General features: G+C 40.3%; 11 protein-coding genes and 1 pseudogene. 4 read left to right on the plus strand and 8 right to left on the minus strand.

Translation table 11 applies throughout. The annotated features are described in order from the left end of the window. Positions 1–12: 12 nt before the first annotated feature. The 4 genes and pseudogenes from IYN84_RS13035 to IYN84_RS13045 form a co-directional block, all read right to left on the minus strand. The gene (locus tag IYN84_RS13035; RefSeq protein ID WP_196139679.1) at positions 13–492 is read right to left on the minus strand and encodes a hypothetical protein; all 480 of its coding nucleotides are present in this window, start codon (positions 490–492) and stop codon (positions 13–15) included. Between the two features lie 68 nt (positions 493–560). Beyond that, positions 561–914: pseudogene (locus IYN84_RS21710) on the minus strand (DUF6572 domain-containing protein). A 462-nt stretch (positions 915–1,376) separates the two neighbouring features. Then, entirely contained in the window at positions 1,377–3,059 is a 1,683-nt protein-coding gene (locus IYN84_RS13040) for a TIGR03545 family protein (protein WP_196139680.1), read from the minus strand. 56 nt (positions 3,060–3,115) lie between these two features. Continuing rightward, positions 3,116–3,616, minus strand: a complete 501-nt coding sequence (locus tag IYN84_RS13045) for a TIGR03546 family protein (RefSeq protein WP_196139681.1) — start codon at positions 3,614–3,616, stop codon at positions 3,116–3,118. 194 nt (positions 3,617–3,810) lie between these two features. Here IYN84_RS13045 and IYN84_RS13050 point away from each other — a divergent pair, with 194 nt between their 5' ends. Further along, complete coding sequence (locus tag IYN84_RS13050; protein WP_196139682.1) at positions 3,811–4,524, plus strand: 2OG-Fe(II) oxygenase; 714 nt, start codon at positions 3,811–3,813, stop codon at positions 4,522–4,524. A gap of 426 nt (positions 4,525–4,950) precedes the next feature. Here the strand turns inward: IYN84_RS13050 and uvrD are convergent, their stop codons facing one another. Next, positions 4,951–7,113, minus strand: coding sequence for a DNA helicase II (gene uvrD / locus IYN84_RS13055; protein ID WP_196139683.1), 2,163 nt, complete (start codon positions 7,111–7,113; stop codon positions 4,951–4,953). Positions 7,114–7,343: 230 nt separating this feature from the next. Here uvrD and IYN84_RS13060 point away from each other — a divergent pair, with 230 nt between their 5' ends. The 3 genes from IYN84_RS13060 (at position 7,344) to IYN84_RS13070 (ending at position 11,614) form a co-directional block, all read left to right on the plus strand. Further along, positions 7,344–8,183: a 2-keto-4-pentenoate hydratase gene (locus IYN84_RS13060; RefSeq protein WP_196139684.1), complete on the plus strand. Its 840-nt coding sequence runs from the start codon at positions 7,344–7,346 to the stop codon at positions 8,181–8,183. Between the two features lie 52 nt (positions 8,184–8,235). Continuing rightward, positions 8,236–9,675: a coniferyl aldehyde dehydrogenase gene (locus tag IYN84_RS13065; protein WP_196139685.1), complete on the plus strand. Its 1,440-nt coding sequence runs from the start codon at positions 8,236–8,238 to the stop codon at positions 9,673–9,675. Between the two features lie 241 nt (positions 9,676–9,916). Then, positions 9,917–11,614, plus strand: coding sequence for a bifunctional diguanylate cyclase/phosphodiesterase (locus IYN84_RS13070; RefSeq protein ID WP_196139686.1), 1,698 nt, complete (start codon positions 9,917–9,919; stop codon positions 11,612–11,614). A 17-nt stretch (positions 11,615–11,631) separates the two neighbouring features. On the opposite strand, the gene IYN84_RS13075 is transcribed toward IYN84_RS13070, so the two are convergent. The 3 genes from IYN84_RS13075 to IYN84_RS13085 form a co-directional block, all read right to left on the minus strand. Next, entirely contained in the window at positions 11,632–12,954 is a 1,323-nt protein-coding gene (locus IYN84_RS13075; RefSeq protein WP_196139687.1) for a diguanylate cyclase, read from the minus strand. A 145-nt stretch (positions 12,955–13,099) separates the two neighbouring features. Then, positions 13,100–14,191 carry an ABC transporter substrate-binding protein gene (locus tag IYN84_RS13080; protein WP_196139688.1) on the minus strand — a complete coding sequence of 364 codons (1,092 nt, stop codon included), beginning with the start codon at positions 14,189–14,191 and terminating at the stop codon, positions 13,100–13,102. Further along, positions 14,191–16,710: a hybrid sensor histidine kinase/response regulator gene (locus tag IYN84_RS13085; RefSeq protein ID WP_196139689.1), complete on the minus strand. Its 2,520-nt coding sequence runs from the start codon at positions 16,708–16,710 to the stop codon at positions 14,191–14,193. The genes IYN84_RS13080 and IYN84_RS13085 overlap by 1 nt, the downstream gene beginning before the upstream one ends. Position 16,711: the final 1 nt, after the last annotated feature.

The following is a 16,711-nucleotide window of genomic DNA, read 5'->3' on the forward strand; positions in this document are numbered from 1 at the left end:
GGGGTGTCCGGTTTATTTGCTTACAGGAAGTCTAACTCCTGCGCTAGCGAAAACCTCATTCACTTCATTAAGTACAGTGTTTGTATGGTAAAAAAATCGTGTCCATCCGTTAATATTTACATATGTTTTTCTACATTCGAAACATATATCAACTTTAACTAATCCATAGATCGACTTGTACTCTATTGAATGTCTTGATTCAAAACAAGCTGCAATTCCATCTGGCTCACCAAATCCAGTGTTAAGAATTTTGATAATATTACTAGAAGGGCCAACCTTGCCTTTACTTAGAATAAATCCTCGTTCATATTTTTCCAATTCAGATTTTTTTAACTCTAGATAAGGTCCTTTTGGGTGAACTTCCCATTCTCGCGCTATGGAATAAATACTGATTTCTTCTGTTATTGCGTCAGGCAATTGGCTTGGCAGCTCCATATCTTGTGCAAAAAGTTGAGTCGAAAGAAGCGCTATGATTAATATAAATAGTCTCATGTTTCTTCATTGTCCTAACGCTTCGCTAAGAAACGCTATTGTTATCGGCGTCTTTTTTCAACGCCTTGCTAGTTATCATTATGCATTTCCCATGTAAATTTGAATCCTGCCCCTTCTATTATCGGAGAAATCAAGTTTACAAATCTCATACCCTCTTCATTTGTTTTTTGCATGCAGTGAAGATGTATTCTAATTTCTTCGCCTTCGGCCGAAGGATATTCTTCGAACAGCTGTCCCAACTATAAAAATGCTAGATAGGAATTTATCTTATCTTGAAGTATTCGGAGCTTGAAGTTTTTATCATCCCATTCCAAATGTTCGGACATCATTAGCACCACATATCCTTCTTTTATATTTTGGCTGATTATATCGACTTTGTTTGCTCGATCATCATGAATTCGTTCAACTACAGCTGATTGTATTCAGTAAATCTCATTTTAATTCAAACGGTAGTTTAGATTTCACTGAGTTATTTAAAGACATCCGATGGTTACTGAACTGCCTTTCTAAGTCAATATCGGATTAATATTACCTTACTGCATTTAATTCCTAACTCACTTTTGACATCCTTCGTTTTCAACAAGTTATAAGACTTAAGCGTCGTAAATGCGAAAACATTGCAACATTCTTATTTTTACCGAAAAGAGCTATGTATACTGAATTAAAGTTATTCAAACTCCACTTGGGGAAAATACTATAAACGCAGTTCGTTATCGTACAACACAAATCTATACGCATGTACTCTATCGAAATCCTTCAGGAACATTGAGTCCACTCAATAAACTTTAGGCGTAAAAAGAAAAATAAATAGCAGAGAAACAGCCTAGTCAAACGATTTTTAAATCATAAACTAATTCTCTGCTAAGCAAGAATAGGCCGAATGGCTAAATTTTAATTTTTCCTTTCAACTGCTCCAACACATCATCATTGGCCTTTAACTTAGACTGCCACTCCTTAAACTGTGAACCAAAGTTTTGCAGCGATGAGAAATCACCAATTTTTTCTGACAATGCCTCATTTACCTTCCCTTTGAGTCCCTCTGCTTTTTTCTTTAGCTGTTCGCCAACGGCTTGCTTGAAAAGGTTTTCAATACTGGATTTCAAACGAATTTTGGGCTCGTTAATCGTTCCGGTCGCAGTTAATTCAAAATTGATTTTTGACTGACCGTTAATACTTTGTGCTAAAGACTTCTGCCATCCTCCAAGCGTTTCCGGAAAGGAAAGCTTCGGTGATGCTATCGCAAACTTGGCGCTCAGGTTAATTGACTCTAGAGTGATATTTCCTGTTAGCTCAGCGGAAAGCTCACCAGAATCAATAATCCAGTTTCCGTCAGTTGTCTGCATTAACTCCATAGACTCTAGAGGCCATTTAGCAACTTTTGAATCAATCGTTGTTTTCATTTTATTGGCTGACGGCCAATGGCTTTCAACATTAAAATTGGCACTACCTTTCCCACCAAAAGATAGATTTAATTTAGCTGGCTTGCCTGTCAACCAGGGCAGATATCCGAGATCAAACCCTTTTCCATCAATATTCCAGCCCTCATTACTGCCCCCCATAGTTACCTTTTTAACCAGAAATTCAGGAAAATTAATTTCATCTTTGAAATAAACTTTCTGCCCCATCTGAACAACTGCTTTTTCTTTTTCCTCGGCACCGGCTGAAGAGGGTTCAAATGACTTAATCATATCCAAAGCCTGCATTACATAGGGCGTATATTGAGGACCAATGTACTTGTCTACCAAACTTTCTACGCCGCTATCCAGTCCGACATTTTTCAAAATAGCATTCAAGTCATCTTTCGGTCCCTGCTTTATTGACTGATACTGTTTCGACAGAGAAGACTTATCACTTTTGAGCTTTCCGGATAATGAGCTAATGCGTTCTCGCTCCACATCAATGTCTCGCTTCAGTGCTTTCCATTCTTTTTTGTCTTTCAATAGATTTAACTTATTGTCTTTGGCTCGATCAGCCAGTCTTTTGTATTCAGCTTTTATTTTTTCAATTCTCTTGTCGAAGGCTTCCTTATCTAGATCCTTGTCCCACTGAGTTTCTATTTGTTCTTTGCTTTCTTTAAAAGCAGCGATACGTTTAAGAGTGATCAGATCAGCATCTTCAACCATCTTCTTAACATCAAAATTTGCAACATCAGGAACAACCAGCTCCACTACTTTATCGATAGCCTGAGAAGACTTTCGCCCTCCCGGTAATGCGCCACTTGTCTCTCTTTGAGTACCCGTTTTTAGTCCTGTTAAAGTTAACTCATCAATTACAACTTTCTTCCATAATAGCGCGCTACTATCAATTGCAAACTTGACTTCTTCCGACTCAAAGATGTTTGTCATCGGTTCTTCAGGATCGGCAGCTTGTAGCCCTTTAATCGAAACAGACAAAGGAAACAGGGCAAGGTCCACACTGGCAATTTCTACCCTGGCACCAAGAACTTCACTTCCACTCTGCTCAATACTAGAAGCAATAACTCTTGGCGCGAGAAAGTACCAGACCAGCGTAATCAGTAGTAGTAACACAGCAAAAGCAAGAACGCCCCACCATCGAATTATTTTCATTGTATTTTCCCTTTAGAAACCTTTAATTTTTATTCACAGATAATCAACCAGAGGAATCATTGTCCCTGATAAAGCTGCCATATTTTGGTCGCGCTTAGGAGTTTCACAATTCTTAACTTTTCAAGTTTTTTCATCCATGTGTCACGATACTTTACAACTAGAATTCGGCTTAGCGGATAGCCTAAAATCGCAACCACAATTGCAATCACTAAAGAGCCGATAACACCACTATAATAAAAGTTACTCCATCGGCCTATCACCGTATTGTAGAATGACTCCCAGGTAGTCAGTAATGCCGGTGCATGTAAAATACTCTCTCCCACACTTTCTGAAAGCGGCGAGATAGCCATACCTAATATCGTAAACAGCGGCCAGGCTACCAGAAAAATAGTAAGATTGACGCGGAAGAAAAGTACCAGAAACACTATCAGTAAATTATGTAATGACATTAAGGGGGTAAGTCCAACAATTGCAGACAGAGATATTGCTGCGGCAATTTGTCCCGGAGATTGTTCCGAATTAAGAACTTTTAACAGCTTTGCCAAAATTGTGAGCATTTTTCATCCTTTAGAGTAGAGTTCACAAAACCTGTGAGTTCAAAGCGATAAAGTTTATTGTAGAAGGTTTAACGCTTTGATGTAAATCAGCCTCACAAATTTTTACCTTGTCATTCGACGAGTGAGCCGATAGGCTAGCAATTCAATTCATTGAATAACAACAATTATACCGTATAGATTTTTGGGGTAGAGCAATGCAAAACTTTATCATCGAATTTAAGCAGGCATTTACGCCTGAATACTGTAACTCGCTGATTGAGAAATTCGAGAAAAGCAAACACAAGCAAGAAGGTCGCACCGGCGCTGGTGTCGATAAATCGAAGAAGGATAGCGTCGATCTCTATATTTCAAAGCTCCCTGAGTGGCAGCAGGACTGCAACAACATTGCCCAAACCATACTCAAAGCAACGGTTCAATATGCAAAAGTGTACCCTTTCATTCTGACTGGTGCTATTTCCCCAAGTATTCTCGACCCTAAAACCAATAAGCCGCGTACCATTACCCATGAAGATGTGACACAAATGGGAGATGAGCAGGTTGAAAATCTGGTTAAAACCATTTATCGGCTGGATGATGTTAATTTACAGCGCTACACCAAAGGCAAAGGCGGCTATCATCACTGGCACTCAGAGCATTATCCACACCCCAGCGATCAACAACAGAAATCACTGCATCGTGTACTACTCTGGCTAATCTATCTGAATGATGTCGATAAAGGCGGGGAAACGGAGTTTTTCTACCAGCAAGCTAAAGTAAAACCCACTCAGGGTAGCTTAATCCTGGCGCCATGTACCTTCACCCACACTCATCGCGGCAGCATTCCTGAATCCAATGATAAATATGTACTTGCCTCCTGGCTGATGTATGCCAATGCAGGAGAGCTCTACGCGCCACCGCCCAAACACTAGTTTGGGTGAAAAAATGGTTAGATTATTTTTTAAAATCAAATAGTTAGTTGCTAGCCGAGTGGCTGACAGCAAACTTGACACGCAAACTTGAAATACCTGATTTACCCGCCGAGAAAGCCTTGAAAGGAAAAAGTTGCTTCGAAAAAGTTACGTCATTGAATCCTGAAGCGATCATCCAGTTATCGGATATTTAATACCATTCAGTTTTAAAAAAACATCTATTAACAATTGTTTACATTTACCGCGATAAAAATATGAAACTATATGCCTGTTCGGCGCGTCTTATTATCAGACGCATCGCGCGTCTCCCGCGACCCCTCCTAACCAATGCGGGAATTTGGATCTGGTTTCCCCAAGCTAGATTCAATATAGGCCTCAAACAATGTTTGAGGCTTTTTTTTGTCATCCAGAACAGCCGGCTAGTCGCTAACAGGGCTTGAGCTTGGCATAGGACAGCATCAGGCGCTTCGACTCTCCGCTTTCAAAATTGATATGAGCCACAGTTCTGTCCCCTTCCCCTTCAAAGTTCAAAATAACACCAACGCCAAATTTTGCGTGCTCAACCATTTGACCTAACACAAAGCCGGTGTCGTTAGCTGCGGCGTCGTTAATTGCCCTGGTCCTGGTTGAAACAGGCTGGCTGAAGGTAGCATTGAGTCTCACTTCTTCTTTTAGCTGTGCGGGAATTTCACGGATAAAACGAGAAACTGCAGGGTAGGTATCTTTTCCCCATAAGCGACGCTTTTCCGCATAGAGCAGGTAAAGTTTTTTCATCGCACGAGTAATACCAACGTAAGCCAGTCGCCGTTCTTCTTCCAACTTATCCGGCTCATCCATCGACATCATATGGGGAAATAGCTTTTCCTCCATTCCAGCGATAAAAACTAATGGGAATTCCAGCCCTTTGGCTGAATGAAGGGTCATCATCTGCACGCAATCTTCATACTGATCGGCCTGTGTATCGCCTGCTTCCAGTGAGGCATGCGCCAAAAATGCAGTCATCGGGCTAAGCTCCGGGTAGTCATCTACGTCAAACTCTCTCGCTGCAGATGCCAGCTCCGCAAGGTTCTCTTTTCGAGCTAGTGCTTTTTCGCCCTTTTCTTTCTCGTACATTGCCATCAAATTGGAGGCTTCGATCGTCATCTGAATCTGCTCACTCAGTGGCAATTCATGAAACTCTTCATAACCGAACTTAATGAGATTAAGGAATTCAGCCAGCGCCAGGGTTGCTTTGGGTGATAATGCCTGCTCTTCTACCAGTTCCCAGGCTGCTTCCCATAAAGTAGACTGATTACCTCTGGCTAATTCTCGAATTTTCTCTACCGATTTAGCCCCAAGCCCTCTCGCAGGCGTATTAACTACCCGCTCAAACGCAGCATCATCCTGATGGTTATACATCAAGCGCAAATAGGCGAGCGTATCTTTAACTTCAGCTCGTTCGAAAAACTTAAGTCCGCCATAAATACGGTACGGAATCTGTCGCTGAATGAGGAACTCTTCAATGACCCGCGATTGTGCGTTCGAACGGTACAATATAGCGCAATCACCATAAGCATTGCCCTGCTGATACCAGTCTTCGATTCGAGCAGCGATAAAGCGAGCTTCTTCCTGCTCATTAAAGGCAGCGTATAGCGAGATTGGCTCACCGTCATTGCCCTCAGTCCAAAGGTTTTTACCCATTCGCTCCTGATTATTTTCAATAACCGCATTGGCGGCTTTTAGAATAGAGCCGGTAGAGCGATAGTTTTGTTCCAGCCGAATTGTTTTTGTCCCTGAAAATTCTCTTTCAAACCGCTGAATATTCTCTATCTTCGCACCACGCCAGCCATAAATAGACTGGTCGTCATCACCAACAATTGTGATATCACATTCATGCGCAGAAATTAACCGGATCCAGGCATACTGAATGCCATTGGTATCCTGAAACTCATCAACCAGCAGGTGCCGGAAACGTTCCTGATAATGTTCACGTAAATGCTGATTGTCACGCAGCAGTTCGTAGGCTTTGAGCAAAAGCTCAGCGAAATCTACCAGTCCGCCTGTCTGGCAGGCTTGCTGATACTGGTAGTAAACCTTGCAATGAATATTGGTGAAAAGATCACCATTTGCCCGAATATCCTTAGGTCGTCTTCCTTCATCTTTTTGCTTGTTAATAAACCACTGTGCCTGCTTGGCTGGCCACTCGGACTCCTCCAGGCTCATGTCCTTCATTACTCGCTTAATGACCCTTAACTGATCATCGGAGTCGAGGATCTGAAAAGTTTCCGGTAAACCGGCATCACGGCAATGCGCACGCAAAAGTCGATGGGCAAGCCCATGGAAAGTACCAATCCACATGTTTGCCGCTGAGCGCCCCAACAAGCCTTCAACCCTCGACTTCATTTCATGTGCCGCTTTGTTGGTAAAAGTTACCGCCATAATAGAGTGCGGGGACAGGTTTTGTGTCGCAATCAACCAGGCTATGCGATGAACTAGCACACGGGTTTTTCCAGAGCCGGCGCCAGCCAAAACTAACAGAGCTGGTTCGCTTGCGCTAACAGCCTCTTTTTGTGCCTCGTTCAGGCCTTCCAGAATAGGTGTGACATCCATAAATTGATTCGGTATATTGAAAAGTCATCTGACCATTACTCAATCGGTAAAAAGCTTTATTCTTTAAAGCCTTTACTTATGACAATCGCATTGGTGAGATAACACTTTTTGGTAATTGTATGTTTTGACAAGCGGACTGCTTCAAGTTAAAACGATTAAAAAGCCGCTAATATCAATAACCCTGATAAACCAATTTTTTTAGAATCATAACAAACAAGAGCGAACAAAAAATGAACAACTCTAGTAGACTCTGCCAATTAGTTGCTCTATTTTACCTGCTTTTAACTCTTTCGCCAGCAACCGCCAGCGAAAAGTTTATTCAAGATTTACAACTGGGATTTACCACTAAATCGGGCATGCCTCATTTGAGTAAGATACAGCCCCAAGCCAATCTAGATCAGGCCTATAGTATTCAACATGATTTCGTATTATCCCGAGAAGAGTCTGACGATATTGCCGGGTACAAAGCAGGACTAACTTCAAAGCCCGGACAAGAAAAATTCAAGGTGAAGGCCCCTTTATCGGGAGTGCTTTTTGTAAGTGGGCATAAAAAGGCAAATAAAGTAATCAGACTCTCCGACGCAGGCAAGCTAATGCTTGAAACGGAGATAGGTTATTTACTTTCTAAAGCAATCGCTCAACCGATAGAAAGTAATGCTCAACTAGAACTCTACATTGAAGCAATCGTTCCAGTGATCGAACTACCTGATCTTGCCTTTAAATCGCCGAAGGAAATCAAAGGGATCGACTTAGTCGCGGCTAACCTTGCTTCACACCAATTTATATTGGGCAAGAAATACGCTCTGAAAGAAATTGAAGCAATCAACGAAATTTCTACACAGCTGAAGTTAAATGGAGAAACAGTCATATCAGGAAAAGCAACCGATGCTTCAGGAGATCAGTTGAGCGCCCTCCGTTGGTTGATTAACCATTTACTGGCTCAAGGTTATAAACTGGAAGCTGGAAACCTCCTCATTACCGGCGCTCTGGGTAAAATGATCCCCGCCCGTAGTGGAGATTATGTAGGAGACTTTGGAACTCTTGGCCAAATTAAATTCTCAATTGAATAGTTCCATCAAGAAATTCCTGATTTAACGATTATAGAAATAGACGAATACAATTATGAAAAATCATAGTAGTAATGCCCAGATAGATCACAGCGCCAGGCAAATTCAAAAAGCCAGAGAAGTATTTGAACTTCAAAAACGTTGTTTTAAAGAGCAGCCCTATCCGCAAGAGAAACTTCGTAAACAGCAGTTAATCGCGTTGAAAAAGGCTCTTTTAAAACACAAGGATAAGTTAGCCAAGGCAATTTCCGCTGACTTTGGTTGTCGTTCAGTAGATGAAACGATGCTCGCAGATATCATGCCTACAGTTATGAATATCAATCACTGTATCAAGCACCTGCGCCAATGGATGCAACCGGAAAAGCGCCCTGTATCGATATTATTTCAACCCGCTAACGCGAGAATCATGTATCAACCTCTGGGCGTAGTTGGCATCATGTCTCCCTGGAATTATCCCGTTTACCTTTGTTTAGGGCCATTGGCAGCCGCTATTGCAGCAGGAAATCGAGCCTTGATAAAACCTTCCGAATATTGTCCCTATGCCAATCGAGTGCTGGAAGAAATAATTAATGATGCATTTACTCAAGACGAAGTGTGCCTTGTCGAAGGCGGTCCTGAAGTCGCCTCATTTTTTACTTCTCTTCCTTGGGATCATTTGATTTTTACTGGCTCGACTTCGGTTGGCAAAAAAGTAATGAGTGCGGCGGCCGACAATCTTACTCCTGTAACTCTGGAGCTTGGTGGGAAGTCCCCCGCAATTGTCGGACCTGATGTCTCCGCGGAATTTGCCGTTGAGCGCATGTTGTATGGAAAATGTTTAAATGCAGGACAAACCTGTGTTGCTCCGGATTATGTTCTTTGTCCTGAAGATAAGGTTGATGCACTTGTGCAAGCTTTCAGAAAACAATTTGCGCAACTCTACCCTAACACCAATAACGGTGAATACTCTTCAATCATTAATCAACAGCAGTTTGATCGTCTGTCTGACTGGATAGCAGATGCTAAACAACAAGGTGCCAGGATAATCCCTTTATCCACTGACGACTCGACGAATCAAAGGGCAATGCCACTGACTCTTTTACTCGACCCCAAAGAGTCGATGACCATCATGCAGCAGGAAATTTTCGGCCCCGTTTTGCCGATCATCGGTTATAAACTATTTGATGATGCAATTAGCTATGTACAGTCGAAAGACAGGCCACTGGCGCTTTATCTTTTTTCACATGAAAAAAATATTCAGCAAAAGCTGCTTGAGACGACTCACGCGGGCGGAGTGTGTATTAATGATACAGTTTCGCATGTAGCTCAAGATGATCTCCCCTTTGGTGGTATAGGCCCGTCAGGAATGGGGATGTATCATGCCAGAGAAGGATTTCTTACCTTTTCATCGGCCAAATCAATATTTAAACGCGGACGCTTTAATAGCGCAAAAATGGCATTTCCACCATACAATAAGATGATTCATCGATTAATTTATCGTCTGTTTTTGCGTTAAGGTAGCTTTTTATAGCAATAGCTTATTAAACTATCTCGACCTCTATTTTTATATTATGTTCTATAAAACCATCATCTCCCAAATGCGAACAATTGACAGGTTTAACTGTTCGCTATATGCATCATTATGTGATTTTTAACCTCAAATCTAGCTAAAAAATTCTAAACAAAATCCGAATTTCGAAAGTATTCCACCTATAATTAAATTGTCTGTATAGAGTTAGCCGAAGAACTAAAGGAATATGACGGAATTACTACTCATAGAAAATTGTGATAGACATTACAAGCTTTTTAAAAAGAAACTTTTACTGTTTCCGGATAAGAGATTCAATATCAAAAGAGTAAAAAGTTTTTCTTTTCAGCGATGTAAGAAAACGAATACTGAAGCAATAATCTACTCTCTACCAGACGATATTTCTTCAGTTGAACTCAGTCATATCAGGTCACTCATTCAGGCTGACCTCAATCAGCCAATCATCTTACTTACCCGGGAATTTAATGCCCGTCTGGATCATCAGTTGCTCTGCTTGGGGATAGATGACTGCCTTCCTTTTAGTGAGCTGACTCCGGTACTATTTGAGAGAACCCTTGGACACGCTTTGCAGCGTAAATCCACAAAAGAAAAACTCGCTTTTCTATCAACTCATGATCAATTAACAGGATTGTCTAATCGATTTATGTTTCAAAAACACCTGGAACATACTTTAGGCAGAGCGAAGAGAGACAATTTCGAATTTGCCATTATCTTTTTAGATATTGATCGTTTTAAAGTAATCAATGAATCAGCGGGTCATGAGTTCGCGGACAATCTGCTTGTACAAATAGCTGCTCGACTTAACAGTTGTATAAGAGAGACGGATATTATTGCTCGTTTTGGGAATGACGAGTTTGCGATTTTATTGGAAAATTATGGCGAAAGTTTTAACCTGGCTGTAATAGCAGAAAAGATACAGTATATACTCGATTCCCCCTTTATCATTCGTGAGCAAGAGTTTCATATCACCTCTAGCATGGGGATGGCCACTTTTCCTCAATGTGGAACCAGTTCTGATACACTTCTCAAGTCAGCTGAAACAGCCTTAAGGCTCGCAAAAACATATGGTCGAAATCGATTCCATATATTATCCGGCCAACCGGATAAACAGGCACGAGAAAAATTGAAACTTGAAAACGATCTGAGACGAGCTTTGATCAATGGAGAGTTTGTAATATATCTTCAGCCTCAATTCAACTCTTACACCACCAAAGTATCTGGCGCAGAAGCATTGCTCAGGTGGCGACATTCGAAACTGGGTATGATATCTCCACCTGTTTTTATTCCCATGCTAGAGGAGCTAGGTTTATTAGCTGGTATCGAGGCCTGGGTTTTAAATCAGGTATGCCATTTTGCCAAAAAAGTAGTTAAGTACTACGGAAAATTGAGTTTTTCGGTAAATATTTCAGGTACTCATTTTAAAACAGGAAATCTTAAAGAAAATATTTATCTCGCACTTCAAGATAGTTCTCTGGCAGCCGAAAATCTGGAAGTCGAATTAACAGAAGATATTATGATAGAGCATGTTGAAAAGAACAGTTTACTTTTGAACGAACTGAAAGAACTTGGCATTTCAATTGCGCTTGATGATTTTGGTAAAGGCTATTCATCGCTCAGCTATCTAAAAAATTTTCCAGCTGATGTACTCAAAATCGATAAGGCATTTATTGATAACATAGTTGAAGACAAACGTGACCGAGCAATTGTCGACTCGTTAATTGACCTGGCTCATAAACTAGATATCAAAGTTGTCGCTGAAGGAGTTGAAAAAGAACAGCAAGTAGCACACCTTAAGTCCATCGGATGTGATCTCATTCAAGGCTTCCTGTATTCAAAGCCACTACCATTTGACGATTTTGAAAACCTGTTGAAAAACCAGAAACTGAATTATAAGAGTGTTGGATAGGAAAAGAATATTTCTATCTAGATTTCTACTGCGATTACTTTATTTCGTCCAGAAGTTTTTGCTTCATATAGTGCTCTATCTGAAGCCTCTAACAAATCAGTCGCACTTGTTTCCACAGATGGTATACAGGATGCGACGCCTAAACTAATTGTCACGTGCGGTGCGACATCAGAGTATTTATGCGCAATATTTAGATTAGTGACTAATTTACGTAATTTCTCAGCTAATTCCCTGGCACCTTCAATATCCGTTTCTGGAAGAATTCCGATAAACTCTTCTCCTCCATACCGACCAACCAGATCCGAAGCCCTCGCAGCACCATGAGCTAGTGCTTGCGCTATTTCCAATAAACATTTATCACCCGCCTGATGGCCATAGTTATCGTTAAATTCCTTGAATTTGTCGATATCAATAAACACCAGAGAAAAGTCTCTCTGTTTTCTAAGACAACGAAACCATTCATCTTTTAAAAATTCATCGATTCTTCGTCGATTAGGTATTTTAGTTAACTTATCAATATTGGTCTGATCCTTCAGATCGTTAACCAACTGCATATGAATAGTAAGATCATGTAACAATACCAGATATCGTTTATTTTCGTATCCAATTGAGCTGACTGACAACTCTACAGGTATCTCACTATTATTCGGCTTTAAAATGCGAATACTAGTCTCTAACGGTTCATTTCTGGTATCGGACATGGATTCATCAACATGGCTAAATGATTTTTCGACTTTATCCCGACATTGCTCACTAACGATCGAAATAAACTGCTTGCCAGCTAGCTGATAGTTATTACATTCTAAAGTCTTTTCACACGCTAGATTAACAGTCTCTATCACACCATCTTTATTGACGAGCAACATAGGATCACTCGCCTTGACGAATATCTGACGATTCTGACTTTCCATCTGGCTAAGCTTTGCTATCAGTTTATTCTGATTCTCGATAAGCCGACGAATTTTGATATGATGTCCAACTCTGGCCCAAACTTCTTCCTCTCTCGCAGGTTTAGTAATGTAGTCGACTCCGCCACATTGGAATCCCCTTGCAATATCTTCTGGTTCCTTTTTGGCGGTTACAAATATGATGGGAATTTCTTTTGTATCTGGATCATCTTTTAGTCGACGACAGGTCTCGTAGCCGTCCATATCAGGCATCATAACATCCAGAAGAATAATATCCGGCTTAAAGTTTTTTGCTATTTTAAGTGCCAGCTTACCGGAAGGTACGCCAGAAACAGAGTAATTTTTGTGTGCGAGAATCTGGTGGAGCAAGTCGATATTTTGCGTAATATCATCGACAACCAAAACTTTTCCGCTACTTTTTTCCTGGCTCACTAAAAAATAACCTCTGACGATAGAAACCCGGTCTATGGATTGACTTTCCATATTGACTTTATCGAATATCGGACCTATGCAAATTCTCACTATAACTTTAGGTCAACATCTAAGTCTTCGCAAACTAATGAAACATTATTGACTCCTACCAGCCTATAGTATCGACGACTTTTACACTTCCACCTTCAAATTTGACTATTACCATATCACGAACTGCCTGGTTTTCATCAAATGCGCTAATGGTCCCGGTGATCCCCTCAAAATTCTTAACTGAGGAAAGTCCATTACTCATATTCGATTGCGAAATTTCCTCTAAATCACAAAAAAGATTTACAAGGAGATTAGTCGCATCGATCGCCAGCGCTTTTGTCGTTGGCATCCATTTCAGTTTAGTTTTAGAAACATCATGATGCCAATGGTCAAGAACCAAAGATCCTTCCAGATATTCTATCGAAGAAAGCTTTTCTACTTCCCAAAAGTCGGTTCCGATAAGTTGAACATCTTCCATCTGCTGTTCAATGTACTTACCTACTTCTAGCACACCCTCGGATGCAAGCGGTAAAATCACGACGTTAATCTTGTTTGTTATCAAGCTTTCGAGCAGAAAGTCTTTGTCCTTTTCGAAATAAAGATAATCAACAGCTAATGGTTTATCAATTCCTTCCTTTAAAAATGAGCTTTGTATTGCGGATACCATATTTTGTCCATAGCTACTATCCCGTCTTGTAACCAATGCTACATTTTTACTACCATATTTTTTATTGACTAGCTTAGCAATTAGTTCTGCTTGACGGTCGTTGCTAGACACGAACTGAAAAATATTATTCTTGTTTTTTGTAAGCTCATTGTGCGTTGAGGTGATTGAAAGCATAGTCAAATTATACTTCTCAGCGACTTCAGAAACGGGCAAAGCAGCGTCACTTGTATTAGGACCAAGTAATATTGATATTTTCTCTTTATTAAGTAATTCGATGGCTGCACTAACAGCGCCTTCCGGTGTTGCATGAGTATTCCCTACAACCAATTCAAAAGACTTTGGATACTTACAACTCAGCGCTGAGTTCGGCTGGCTTAAAACCTGATTGACACCTTGGTAGACTAATGCATCCCATGGTGTTTCTGGATCAATCAAAAGACCAATCTTGACTTTTTCTTTTGCTTGTTTTTTTTCGTTCTGTCCACAGGCAGTTATTAGAAGTGCTATTTGAAGAAGTCCAATGATTATCAACTGCTTCATTATTTGCTCCGTAACGATTTGAATATTTGACTAATTGATTCCATATTCAGATCTTTTGCGAAGGCTTTCAATTTTGCGGCTATGTTTTTTCCTTCACTTCCTTTGCTGGCAATATTATCAATACACTCTTGTATTTTTGATAGATGATAGACTTCGCATGCTCGTATCCCCTCCTCCAACAATTTGTCATCGACATCAAGGTTTGAAAAGGTTTCAGGTACTACACTTTTTTTTTCTTCTGTCGAGTCAATTATTTTCGTGCTGTCTGGCAATAGGGTTTCGACGAGATTTTGTACATCATTAAATGACACTGGCTTGGAAATAAAGTAATCAAAGCCTTTCGACAATGCGAGTGATTTTTCATGCTCCATAGTTGCTGCTGAAACTGCTATCACCAAGGTATCAGCAATCATTCCGGCCTCAGTCAATTGTGACATCACATCGAAACCGTCAACATCTGGCATTACAATATCCAGAAATATAATTTGATACGCATCCATACTATTGTAAGAAAACTTTACTTTTTCTATTGCTTTGATTCCACTCTCTGCTTCGTCTATACAAAAACCCAGCTCTTCCAGAAATGCTGAAAGGATCATCCGGTTATCTCTATTGTCATCGACAATCAGTGCCCTGCCATGAGTGGTAAAATGTACCGTCGCTGAATCGGCCTTTGATTTCACTTTTGATCTTGGCAAATCGATTTTGAACGAAAAACTACTCCCTTTTTCTGGTTCACTTTCAATTTCAATTTCTCCGCCCATTGTACTAACCAGCCTCTGAGCGATGGTAAGTCCGAGGCCGGTACCAATCGCTTGATCGCTCGCCTCCTGCTGTGAAAAAGGTATAAATATCTTTTTCACGCCGTCTTTACTAATTCCCCTTCCACTATCAACTACCTGAAAAAGATAGCAACCATTTTTTAACTGTTTAATATTCAAAGAAACAAAACCACGAACCGTAAACTTGATCGCGTTGTTGATAAGGTTGATTAGCACTTGTTTCAGTTTAAGAAGGTCGCCCAGCACTTGCTTTTCTGTGATATCCACATTTACCAGCCAATCAATTCCTTGTTCTTTGCACCGAATATCAAACATGCTGGTTAGCTCAAAAATCATTTCGTCGATATCAAAGGGTTCTAGTACCAGACTAGAGCTACCGGCCTCAATTTTACTCAAGTCTAATATTGTATTGATCAAGTCTAGAAGATGTCCTCCAGCAACACGAATTCGTCCCAAGTAATCTTTTGCATTCTGATCCAGACTTGGATTCCGAGAGAGCATTTGGGAATAACCTAGAATAGAGTTCATGGGAGTTCGTATCTCATGCGACATATTGGCCAGAAAATTTGACTTAGCAATAGTTGCGGACTCAGCTTTCTCTTTTGCCTGAGAAAGTTCAGTAAGTACTTGTTCGAGATTTTCACTCATATTATTGAAGGCTTTGGCAAGGATACCTGTTTCATCATCCTGCTCGATTTCTGACTTTACATTAAAGTCTCCTTCGGAAATATTTTCTGCCATTTTTGTCAGAGAACGTATTGGCTTTGTAATTTGTTCCGAAATAAAGAATATAACACCAACTAGTAAGAACAGTATGACAATACAAAATAACGATATATTTATAAATAGTTTTACCAAGGGTTTAAAAGCTTGATCTCTCTCGACTTCTACAATTAACGCTGCGCCAATTTCATCGACCCAGGTGTAACTACCAAATACAATTAGATTATTGAAACTTTGATATTCTTCCGTTCCACTTCCTCCCGAAATTGCAGCCTCAATTCCTTTAGAACTAACACCACGAAGATGGTTTGAGTTTTCTTTCTCATCGCCGCTAGTCAGCGCGCCGTACTGATCAACAAGATAAGTACTAACGAATGAGCTTTCGTCATCGGACTCAAAGATTATTTCGTCCAGGCGAGCTAGCTCTATGTGAATTGCAACTACACCCGCCAGCGAGCCGTCTATCGCTTTTACAGGAGCTGAAATAGTCATTGCGGTTTCCAGAGTAATCGGCGACGGATATATTTTTTGAAAAAACAGTGCTTTTTGGCCTTCGACAAAATAGGTATCCAATGTTCTATAATCCCCTTCTCTTTGAGGATTAGTAGACAATAAGATTTCTCCCTCCTTGCTGAGGAAGAATATTTCTCCCCAATTTTTCTTAATTGATTTTAATTGATAAATTTTAGTTCTAAATTTCCTGGTATCTTTATTCGAATCTTCTGTGCTTTCGTCTTGTTCGGAAAGAATATCAATGATGTTGCCAACCTCTTCCATTTGCGCCAGCCACTGAATATCATTTTTTAGTTCTTCAACCCATATTTTTATTGAACTCGATTTAAGATTTCGGCTTTGTTCTAGTTTTAAGAAGGTCGAATTCTGTATCGTTTCCTTGGTCATTATAAGGCTAAAAAAGCTAAATAAAATCACGGTAATAGCGAAAACAACCACATTGGAAAATATTAGTTTTCCTCTAATTGTTCTTTTGAGATTTTTTAGTTTTCTTAGTTGCATA

The organism is Aliikangiella sp. G2MR2-5 (assembly GCF_015687155.1).
Taxonomy (GTDB): Bacteria; Pseudomonadota; Gammaproteobacteria; order Enterobacterales; family Kangiellaceae; genus Aliikangiella.

Coding starts and splice junctions, on each gene's coding strand:
- IYN84_RS13035 (WP_196139679.1), bottom strand. CDS start 492: ATGAGACTATTTATATTAATCATAGCGCTTCTTTCGACTCAACTTTTT.
- IYN84_RS13040 (WP_196139680.1), bottom strand. CDS start 3,059: ATGAAAATAATTCGATGGTGGGGCGTTCTTGCTTTTGCTGTGTTACTA.
- IYN84_RS13045 (WP_196139681.1), bottom strand. CDS start 3,616: ATGCTCACAATTTTGGCAAAGCTGTTAAAAGTTCTTAATTCGGAACAA.
- IYN84_RS13050 (WP_196139682.1), top strand. CDS start 3,811: ATGCAAAACTTTATCATCGAATTTAAGCAGGCATTTACGCCTGAATAC.
- uvrD (WP_196139683.1), bottom strand. CDS start 7,113: ATGGATGTCACACCTATTCTGGAAGGCCTGAACGAGGCACAAAAAGAG.
- IYN84_RS13060 (WP_196139684.1), top strand. CDS start 7,344: ATGAACAACTCTAGTAGACTCTGCCAATTAGTTGCTCTATTTTACCTG.
- IYN84_RS13065 (WP_196139685.1), top strand. CDS start 8,236: ATGAAAAATCATAGTAGTAATGCCCAGATAGATCACAGCGCCAGGCAA.
- IYN84_RS13070 (WP_196139686.1), top strand. CDS start 9,917: ATGACGGAATTACTACTCATAGAAAATTGTGATAGACATTACAAGCTT.
- IYN84_RS13080 (WP_196139688.1), bottom strand. CDS start 14,191: ATGAAGCAGTTGATAATCATTGGACTTCTTCAAATAGCACTTCTAATA.
- IYN84_RS13085 (WP_196139689.1), bottom strand. CDS start 16,710: ATGCAACTAAGAAAACTAAAAAATCTCAAAAGAACAATTAGAGGAAAA.